At 41.0% G+C, this 9,438-nt stretch carries 5 protein-coding genes and 1 pseudogene; 3 read left to right on the forward strand and 3 right to left on the reverse strand.

Annotation, left to right across the window (positions count from 1 at the left end):
- Window positions 1-138 precede the first annotated feature (138 nt).
- Entirely contained in the window at window positions 139-3,396 is a 3,258-nt protein-coding gene (locus tag B0681_RS09890; protein ID WP_078318563.1) for a YadA-like family protein, read from the reverse strand.
- A complete protein-coding gene (locus B0681_RS09895) occupies window positions 3,348-3,833 on the reverse strand; it encodes an ESPR domain-containing protein (protein WP_078318564.1) in 486 nt (161 codons plus the stop codon). The genes B0681_RS09890 and B0681_RS09895 overlap by 49 nt, the downstream gene beginning before the upstream one ends.
- Window positions 3,834-5,551: 1,718 nt before the next feature.
- On the opposite strand from B0681_RS09895, the gene B0681_RS09910 reads away from it, so the two are divergent.
- Both B0681_RS09910 and B0681_RS09915 read left to right on the forward strand, forming a co-directional pair.
- Window positions 5,552-5,782 (forward strand): transcriptional regulator, encoded by a 231-nt coding sequence (locus B0681_RS09910; protein WP_322853473.1) that lies wholly within the window; start codon window positions 5,552-5,554, stop codon window positions 5,780-5,782.
- Between the two features lie 236 nt (window positions 5,783-6,018).
- Window positions 6,019-7,794 (forward strand): DUF927 domain-containing protein, encoded by a 1,776-nt coding sequence (locus B0681_RS09915; RefSeq protein WP_078318567.1) that lies wholly within the window; start codon window positions 6,019-6,021, stop codon window positions 7,792-7,794.
- Between the two features lie 567 nt (window positions 7,795-8,361).
- On the opposite strand, the gene B0681_RS09920 is transcribed toward B0681_RS09915, so the two are convergent.
- Window positions 8,362-9,246, reverse strand: coding sequence for an arginase family protein (locus B0681_RS09920; protein WP_158077938.1), 885 nt, complete (start codon window positions 9,244-9,246; stop codon window positions 8,362-8,364).
- Between the two features lie 93 nt (window positions 9,247-9,339).
- Between B0681_RS09920 and B0681_RS10350 the strand changes: the two are divergent.
- A pseudogene (locus tag B0681_RS10350) lies at window positions 9,340-9,438 on the forward strand (IS1595 family transposase); the annotation flags it as partial.

Here is a 9,438-nt window from a genome sequence, read left to right on the forward strand (position 1 = left end):
GCGGTCATCGCCAGTGCCAATGCTGAAGCAAAAAGTGTTTTTGGGATTGTATTCATCATTGTTCCTTATTTGGTCTCTAAAAATTTCCCGAATAAACATCCCACTTACGTAGCGGGATGTTTATTACTTGGTGTCAAATTACCAAAAATACCCCAAGCCTAAATTGGCTGAGTTTTCTTTCTGGGTGTTAGTCGCATATGCGCCTCTAAATAGCCATTTGCCATTATCAGAAATCGAAGTGAAACCAATCGCTACACCCGTCTCACCTTCATACTGACCAAGCGCTGCAACAATACCCGACTGACCCTCACGGTAAGCTTGAGGCAAACCAGCCGCTGCCATCGCCGATGCCGATCCCGCCTTACGGTTGGCATTCAATTCATCAATGCGATTATAGGTATCGCCGAATCTTTGGTCCATATCTTTGGTTAATCGATATAGCTGATCGCCATTAATAACATCGCTTGAGCCTGCACTAATAGCACCTGGAGCGACATTGGTAATGCGATTGCCGCCGTTGTTCAGACCGTCTTTAGTGATACTCACGGATTGACCATTGGTATTACCATTACTGATAGTGATACCGTCGTTATTTACTACAGTATCGCCAGTTGTTACGCTGTCAAGCTTCAGATCTTTTGCTAGGTTATAAGTGACATTGTTATCACCTGACGACTTTTCAATCACGATGTTGCCATCAGTATTGTTCATGTCAACCGTCGCTCCAGATGTTACCAAACTGCCATTCTTGCCTTGGGCGGTTAGTGTAAAGCCTGAGTTATTAACAATCTTGACGATATCACCTGCATTGACCAACTTATCCGAATCTGCAGTAGAAGGCGCATCAACTCGACCATCCCCATCGGCATCTACCAATGTAGTGGTATTCACCTTGATCGCCCCTGTCGCCTCATCTTTAGTTAGCGTTACACCATCAGTGTTAACTGATAAATCATACACATTAGCATTGTTTGCGTTTTGTGACACTGTGACTGTTACGGAGCGATCGTCAGATTTTACCTCTTCTTTAGACGCAGCAATACTGGTATTGATGTTAGCAATCGCATCATTCATCTGCTTAAGGTTCACAGCATCGGTATCAGCCTTACCCGTAGCGACATTCGTAATAACTGTATTGCCAGCATTAATACCATCAACTGTTACACTTGGGCCATCTGCAATAACCAAACCATCTTTGTTCAGGCTGACATTGTCACCTACAGTGACGCCATCTTTATTCAAAACGGTATCGCCAGCAGTGACGCTGTCAACGTTCAGGGCTTTGGCGGTCGCCACGGTGTAAGTGGTGCTGCCGTCGGCATTGTCAGTCTTAGTCACTTCTACGTTCTCACCTGCCTCAACTTTGGTGGTGGCTGCGGCTTGTGCCTTTTTCAGCTGGCTGACATTCACCGCATCGGTATCCGCTTCGCCGGCTGCTACGTTGGTGATCTTGTCGCCGCCGACATCCAGACCGTCTGTTGTTGAAGTCAGAGTGGTGCTGTCACCGTTCACACCGCCGATGACAACGCTTTCGGTTGCCGTAATGCTCTTAAATTCCGGGCTTTCGGTCATGCTGATTTCAACTTGGCCGTCTGTTACCGTGGTTTTTAAGTTTTTGGTTGATGTATCGGTTGCATTACCTGCAACAATCGCAAAGGTCTCGCCCAGTTTGCGGTTGGTTGAGCCGCTGTCACCTGTAAAGGTCAACGGTTTAAACGCTTGTTCCGCAGTTTGGTTGATTGCTTCGTTGATGTTGTTAACGGTGTTGCCGTTTACGGTAATGGTATCGCCTGTTACGGTGATATCGCCTACGGTCAGACCGTCGTTGTTAATCACAGTATCGCCAGCAGTGACGCTGTCAACGTTCAGGGCTTTGGCGGTCGCCACGGTGTAAGTGGTGCTGCCGTCGGCATTGTCAGTCTTAGTCACTTCTACGTTCTCACCTGCCTCAACTTTGGTGGTGGCCGCAGCAATCGCCTCATGAATGGTATTTTTACCGGTATTGCCGATATCGGTATAGGTAATGCTGCCGTCTGCATTCAAAGTGGCATTGCCACCGAAGTTTTCTACCACGGTTTTGGCCACATTGCCCAGTTTGACATTGGTTGCATACAACTGGCTGCCGTTGATGGCATCAGTTGAAGTCGCTGAAATCAGACCGGCGGCAACGTTTTGGATACGGCGCTCTTTGTTGACATCCCCCACGGATACGACACCCACAGAGGTCTTACCGGCAAAATCACCGTAAGTCAGTGTACCACCCACAGTTACCGGCTCGGTAACCGCACCGATGCCGTCTGTAGAAGCGCCTTTTGCTGTGTAAGCAGCTTCTTTACCTAGGAATACAGAATTATCCGCTGTCTTGGTCACAGAGCTACCCATCACAAATGTATCATTGGTGGCGATGGTGTTATTGTTACCCACACTGTATGAGCCTGTGCCGCTGATGGTGGTCGGATCACCGAATGCACCTGAGTTGGCACCGGTTACGGTATTGCCGGTACCGATAGAGATAGACTGCTCGCCAGAAGCTACTGCACCTCGACCGATGGCAATTGCCTGCTCACCAGAGCTTTCAGCTCCCGAACCAATTGCAGTAGAACGTAGACCCGACGCACTTGCACTCCCACCCAAAGCAATCGTGTTATCGTTCGTTGCTGCGGCACTATTACCAATCGCAATAGAATTGTAGGTAGTGCTGCCATCGGTATTTTTGCCTGCCAAAGTACTATTACCAATGGCAATACCGGTCACTACATTTCCCTTCTTCTCACTGTGTGCATAGTTACCAATAAAGACGCTACGATCACTAGTGATTTCTTCACCGGCATGACTACCGATGATAATAGATCGGTCAGATGAACCATTTGCACCCGCCAAATGTCCGCCAAAGAAGTTGTTATCACCAGTTGTACCTGAACCAGTTAGGTTGCCAATCGCTACGTTACCGTCGCCAGATAGACTTCTACCCGCACCAGCGCCAATCATGGTATTAGCACCAGCACCAAAGCCTCCAAATTTCGCATTTCTGCCATCATTGGACGATACAGCCTCGCCAGCACCACTACCGATCGCAATATTTTTTACAGAACGGGTATCGGAAATATTTTTACCGGCATCCTGACCAATTGCAACCGTGCCATAAGCCACAGTACCCTCACCGGCTTGCTTACCGATCAATACGCTCGGATGCCGTCCGCCATCAACCACCCCCTCTTGCACCAATTGCTGAGCATCGGTCAATGCACCGGCACGATATCCAACTGCCACACTGTAGTCTTTCTTCGAGTTTTGACCTGCCTCTGAGCCGATATTTACATTATAGATGTTCCAGTTATCGGCGGTGCCTACACCAGCAGCTTCACCGATTGAGATGTTGCGACCGCCTTCAGCCACTGCACCATAACCGATTGCAATGTTGGCACGCTTACCAACGACAGCACGATATACTGGATTATTGTTTTGTTGGTTTTTGCAAAATAATCACGCAGCTCTTGTTCGCTAGTGAATTTTTGCTTAGTAGCAGGATTAATCAGATTTGCCCAGTTGCTGAAGTTATTCTCCGCACCGGCTTTGGTATTTGCGCCAATAGCGATGGATTCTTCAGTCACGGCGGCGGCATTATCACCAACCGCAACAGCCGATGTTGCAGCTGTCGCATTATCCCCCTCCTCTGCAACAGCTGCCTGAGCCACAGAAGAGATAGCCAAAGTGGCTGCTACCAAGCCGCTACCGACTGTTTTGGCACTTTTGCCATGCGCTTTAGCAAATTCGGCAACTGCCGTCCAAGTTTGGGTTGCTCTATTAAAAATCACTCGATATACCTTGTTCATAAGATTCCTTACTATTAACAATCTACAAATAATTTTTCAATTCAGGCTAAATATATAAGATTCAATCATTTATTTTGAATCAAATATACTCATCATAATAACTTAAATCCACAAAAAAGATATAAGTTACGAAACATTATATCAATACTACTATATGATTTACAATATGTATCACAATTATGTATTTGCATGTATTTTTGTAATATATGTTTGTTTTTCAATACTTTATAGCTACATTCATACCAAAAATTTTACATAAAAATATAATTTTTAACAAATATTTACAAATTGGAAATATTTTATTAATATTAATAGTATTATGAGAATACAACAAAGAATACCCATCGATTCTGAGATATTGGCTTACATCATTAGATTTATCCAGGACAGCCCCTAATTTTTTGTACTACATCCATAATGGAGAATTCGAACGTAGGTTTTGCCGGAATAATCGCTTCGAATAAATCTGTTGACGTTCTTGAACTTGGTGCAATGTACAGCTATACCAAGTATAAAAAACACAAGCTAGATTGGTATTGCCATGAGCATAGACTCAAAACAGATTCTAGGTTGTATGCGGCAGACGAGATACCAAAATCTTTAAAAGACCATGTAGCCAACCAAACATTGATAATATCAATCCGTTTTGTAATGATTATTGGCAATTCTACCAAGAAGTTATTCCAACTCTTTTTCCTACCTTTAACACTAGTGTTTTTTTATTGAGCGATCTAATGGGATTGGAATGCACGGTTACGCGAGGAGTGTAATAAATTGTCTGGTCATTTAGAATGGAATATGGAATATGGAATATTTACACAATTTTTACTCCCCTTGAACGATCCAATCTTTTTCCTTGAACGACGATAGAAGAATTTTTCAAACAATAAGGAAAATTGACATAAAAAATCAATCGTAAATATCCAAATTCCCGCCGCTCATCACAATTTTTGACTACAAAGCTTTTAATTATTTATAGCCAATCTATAAATCAGCACATTTTTTGTCTTCATTTACAAAAAATTTTGCAAAATTTATTTGGTTGCCTTTGTGTAGATTTTTTTGAAGTGATGACATTGATAATAGTTTTTACCTCTCCTCTAATACTCTTAAATTGGTTTATAAGACAAGTATATCAAATAGTTTGTTTATAAATATATTAAATTATCATATTAATATTTATGACAAAAAATGCTGTTAACCTATTGAAAAAATTTATTTATTTTATTTCCGAAACATGGAAAGAAAAAAAAATTTTCCATGTTTCGATTGTCGAATTGAGTAAATTTTCGCTTATTATATGCCTCTTATATGCCTCTTATATGCCTCTTATATGCCTCTTAAGCATATAATATGATCAAAAAAAAGCACTTACCCCTATTTAACATGGAAAACAAATGTTCACTTTCCATGTTTGAATTTGCACACTATTTCTATATTGGTCTGCAAAACGATCTTAGCGCCCCACTTCGCATACCCCTCCAATACAAAAAATTATCAGGCATAAAAAATCATGATCTTTCCAGCAATTGATATTTTTTAATAGTTAAATAATATTTAATAATATACCAAAATATCCTATACTTCTATTCTCAGGGTATTGACTTAAGAAAAATGAGAAAATATCATGATATAGTCAATTTTATGGATTGTATGCCAATATTTTACCATATATTGATTAAAAGCTCATTTTACTCTTGTCCAAAAGGAGGACGAACATGACCATCAACTTGTCCAATTTGCATCATGAAAATAAATCTATGCAATTAAGAATTACTCAAAAAATTGCTTGTGAAATTTTATGTGTAAGCTATAAAGGCTTACAACTTTTGCGTGAACAAGATGATAGCTTTCCAAAGCCCTATAAATCTGGCACAAGTCGCCAGGCGGCCGTTTACTATGATTACAACGAAATAGTGCAATGGCATAAAAATCAATTAAAAAAATAAAACGGGGAGTCTAACAATGATGTCGCACAGACCACGCAATCCACCAATTGAATCAACTCTGGCTTTACATCAGTTCCTGCCACAACTTGATAATCAATAATGAGGACTCTCTGCCAACCGCAAGAACTTACAATTACTTCGCCTCCTATTAGATAACATCACATCAAACATCAGTTTTTGCAAGGTATGTTTACATATCTAGGAGGCTTATTGCTCAAAAAAAATAGGCAAATAACATGAATGACATTGAAATACACATTTATCCAACCTCTAGACAGGGGTTTAATTCCGTAATTCAACCAATTAGACTGCCTGGCAAAAATAAAGGCCAGTATGTCATATTTGAGAATTTTCAACATACGAATGGAGAGGTTTATCATGGCTTATATTTCATTCCCGACGATTTAAATAGCGACATGATACTTTTGTGCAACCCTCTTTATGTTGAAGGTAAAGGCGATCAGCAGTCAAAAAATAGCGGCACTCTTGTTCGGTTTCGTAGCACAATCAACAACCTTGAGCAAAAAATTTTTGTCCTATTTCGCGACTTGCAAGGCGATGGTGTCGAGTTTCAAAAAGTACTTTCAGATCATGGCTTACTAACTATAGGCGATGGTTTAAAAGTTAGAAGCTATTTGATTCGTTATATTAGAGAAAATCCTACAACCAATAGATTTCAAATTACTGACCATATAGGCTGGCATGGCAATACTTACGTTATGCCAAACCAAACATTTGGTATTAACAACTACCATTTAATGCATTGCAATCAACACAAATATTCAACCAAAGGAACATTGGAAGAATGGCAAAGGCAAATTTCTGCCCAATGCGCCATCCACAATCGTCTGGTATTTGCGCTATCGGTTGCTTTTAGTGGGTCAATAATGAGCATTTTAGGTCTATCTCAAGGGATGGGATTCCACTATGTCGGCACATCAAGTATAGGCAAAACACTTTCTCTATATTTAGCAAGTAGCATTTGGGGAAATCCACTCCAATATATTCTCAGTTGGCGGAGTACCGCTAACGGTCTGGAGGCTGCCGCAAGGTTGCATAATGATAATTTCATGGCATTGGATGAAATGAGTGAATGTCCACCGGAAACATTGCGCGATTCAACATATATGCTTGCAAATAGTTCAACTAAAAACAGAATGACCAAGCAAGGGCAACTGCAAGATGTTTCAAAATGGCTAATTGCCTATCTCTCATCTGGCGAAAAAACAGCAGAAGAAATTTCCGCATCCGCTGGCTTTACACTAAACTCCGGCCAAATAATCCGATTAATTGATATCGAAGCAGATGCCGGGGATGGATGTGGCATTTTTAATCACAGCACCAATCCAGCAGCTCTAGCAAATAACCTAAAAAGCCTAACAAGCCAATACTACGGTACAGCAGGTATAGCATGGCTTGAATATTTGACCAACACCAAACAGTCTGATATTGAAAGCATTTTCAACAAAATCTATAACAAACTCACAGATACATATCGAGATCTAGGCTCAATCCAAACTCGTGTCCTACGTTGCTTTGCCGCTGTAGCCACTTCAGGAGAGGTGGCAAGTATGGCAAAAATTACAACTTGGGAAAGAGGTGTGGCCTACCAAGCAGCATGCTTATGCTTTGAGAATTGGCTTAAGAAATATGGGCGAAATGGTAGTTTGGAAGAAAGAAATATTCTAATTCAAGTACGTAACTTTATACAAGCAAACATCAATACCGCCAAGGTTATAAAAAACAGAGCACAAACTAACGCAAATGGACCCATTGAAATACTTGGATATCTATCGAAGAATCAAAATTTATTCTATTTCACAGATAATAGTTTTGCTAAGGCAATCAAACCTTATACAGAGAATCAGGCTTGCAAAGTTTTAAAAAACAAAGGATTTTTGATATATGATAAAGATCGCAGTAGCAAGAAGACAGTTGAGCATGGGTTCTTTGATAAGAAAACTCGCCTTTATACGGTAAGTACAAGCATTTTAGAATTTGAACCTCTTTGACTTTTATCTCATACCAAAACCCTGTATCAAAATATAGGGTTTTTTTAATTGACCAATGATGCCAAAACCAATTCCCAGAAAAATTCATCAAATTCCCTAGAATTTGATGAATTTTTCCCAATTCTAGGGAATAATTGTCAGCATTTTGAATAGTTAACCTATTGATATAATTTGCTTTTTATGAAGTCATCCCAATATTCCCACTATTCCCAACAAATCTTTATTGACCTTGATACAAATGAATGCTAACATGATTGCGGTTTTAGTCATTGCCTTAAAGGGCAAATTAGATAGCATAATACTTATAAAGTATTTGTAGGTTTTTGTTCCTTTTTATGAACCTTTGGTAGAGATTTCGAAAATAATATTTGATTTTTCAATCACTTATGTAATAAATTAAGGTTTCGCCATCTCCACCAATTAAAACCTTAAAAGTCAATCACTTGCGTGGTTGGCTTTTTTGTTTGACTTATTTTTTTGGCAAATAATTAACAGCACAATCCAGACCATTTGACAGACAAAAAAATATCGCCCAAGCTGACTTGAGCGATATTTTAAATCACTAGCTTATCGACGCTGATCAATCAATGCCAGTGCGTGATCAAGTAGCCCAAAGATGGTGCGATGCTTGTCACTGTCATCATCCAGCGTCGGATTAAATTCGGTGATTTCAAATAATTTGACATTATCTAGCACCAATAGACGATCAAAAATCCGTCTAACTTCATCCGCCTGATAGCCCTGCGGCTCTGGCGTCCCTGTGGCAGGAATCAGCGTCTCATCAAGTGCATCGACATCAAAGCTGACATAAATCGCATCAAGTAACGATAGCCTTGCCACCATCTCATCCAAAATCTCATCAAGCGATTTGTCATCACCACGAGCAATCGGCGTACCTTTGGCGGAATAAGCGAACATCTGATGCTCTTCGATCAAATGCGCTTCGGGTGGTTCATAGCTACGCAGCCCCAAAAAGAACACATCACTTGGCAAAATACCCTGATGGTCGGATAGCGATTTGAGCTTATGCCAATACGCCGTCGCCATCTCATCGAGTGTGTTAATCTGGCAATCGGCATTATCCAGCCTTAACGCAGTCGCCAGTGGCATCCCATGCATATTGCCCGATGGTGTGGTCAGTGCCGAATGCAAATCAGCATGTGCATCAATCCACACCACGCCGATTCGCTGATCGTGATGGTGATTCATAAATGCCGCCAGATTGCCAATGGCATTAGAATGATCACCACTGATGATGACAGGGAATTGTGCCTGTTCATCGGCGATTTTAAGTCGCTCACCTACCTGTGGCACAAGCGTATCAGCAAAAAACGGCAGCAGATTTTCGATATACTTCGCCGATGGGTGGGCAGGCATCAATTTATCATGCTTGGCATAAATCTTATGCACAGGCGCAGTCGGATGGTTCGCTTCACAATGCTTGGAAAGCATCGCCACGCCATGGGTCGTGCCGTGCTTGCCTGCTCCGATATCAGAATAAATTTCGGGGCTGTACTAGAATAACTCTCATGTTATACTAGTTTTATGAAGATAACCCATTGTAAACTAAGTAAAAAAGTACAAAAAAGACTGCTTGAATTTTTTGTACTTGAAGTTACTGCTCATTCGGCAGCTGATTTACTA

It is taken from the genome of Moraxella porci DSM 25326 (genome assembly GCF_002014855.1).
Taxonomy (GTDB): Bacteria; Pseudomonadota; Gammaproteobacteria; order Pseudomonadales; family Moraxellaceae; genus Moraxella; species Moraxella porci.